The following is a 1,294-nucleotide window of genomic DNA, read 5'->3' on the forward strand; positions in this document are numbered from 1 at the left end:
TGAAGCGTCCTGGGTTTTGTTCCTGCCTGTTTTTGAGAGGATTAGGGATATGTCTAAGAGGTATTCTCAGGATTTTAAGGATCGCGCGGTTCGGATGGTTAGTGATCGTTTGAGCCAGGATGGCTCATGTTCGCAGTGGAGGGCGGTTAGCGAGATTGCTCCGAGGTTGGGAGTGGCAGTGGAGTCGCTCAGACGCTGGTATGAGCAATCATTGGTAGAGGCAGGGCAGCGTCCAGGACTCACTCGTGAGGAGCATGCTGAGATTACGCGTCTTAAACGGGAGAATGCCGAGTTGCGGCGGGCTAACGAGATTTTAAAGACGGCTTCAGCTTTTTTCGCAGCCGAGCTCGACCGACCGGCCCGATGCTGATCGCCTATATTGACGGATATAAGCATCAATTCGGGGTCGAGCCGATATGCCGGACACTTAATGGCTATCTTGAGGGCGGATTCATTACCGCTAGGGGTTATCGGGCTGCTAAAAGACGCCTACCCAGCGTTAGGAGTATGCGTGATAAGGTTCTGGTGGCTGAAATAAAGCGTATTCACACCGAAAACTATTGCGCGTATGGGATACGTAAGATGTGGCATGCCATGGTCCGATCCGGTTGGCGTATTGGCCGTGACCAAACCGCCAGACTAATGCGCCTAGCCGGTGTGAGGGGTGTGGTCAGGGGTCGAAAACCTCTAACTACAAGACCCGCTAAAATGGTTGATAACCGTCCTGATTTAGTCAACCGTAATTTCAGCGCGGTAGAGCCTAACCAGCTATGGGTAGCCGATATTACCTACGTTAGGACCTTGTCGGGTTTTGTTTACACAGCGTTCGTAACCGATGTGTTTAGCCGAAAGATTGTTGGCTGGTCCACCCGTTCAACCATGACTACTGAGGCGCTGCCCTTAGAGGCCTTAGAACAGGCAATCGAATGCGCCAAGGTAAGCTTTAAAGATTTGATACACCACAGCGATCACGGGTCACAATACACGAGCATTAAATACAGTGAACGCCTGGCAACAGCCGGTATCAAATCATCGACCGGAACTGTTGGTGATTCTTACGATAACGCCCTAGCAGAGACCGTGAACGGGCTATACAAGACCGAGTTGATCTACTCTCGTACCTGGCGCTCGTGTAGCGAGGTCGAGTGGGCAACCCTGAACTGGGTGTACTGGTGGAACAACCACCGCCTCCACGAATCACTAGGCTACGCTACCCCAGAGGAGATCATCGCAAGCTATAATCAACACCGGGTCAGTCAACTGACCCCCGTATAAGAAGCGGAACAAAACCCAG

Annotated in this window: 1 protein-coding gene; it reads left to right on the top strand. The window is 51.9% G+C overall.

The genetic code is table 11. From position 1 onward, the window contains the following. Positions 1 to 49 precede the first annotated feature (49 nt). A protein-coding gene (locus HMPREF0576_RS08945; protein ID WP_392390502.1) for an IS3 family transposase occupies positions 50 to 1,275 on the top strand; the annotation gives its coding sequence in 2 pieces (ribosomal slippage) (positions 50 to 329 and positions 329 to 1,275; 1,227 coding nt in all). Positions 1,276 to 1,294 lie beyond the last annotated feature (19 nt).

Origin of the sequence: Mobiluncus holmesii ATCC 35242 (assembly GCF_000185445.1) — a bacterium.
Lineage (GTDB): Bacteria > Actinomycetota > Actinomycetes > Actinomycetales > Actinomycetaceae > Mobiluncus > Mobiluncus curtisii.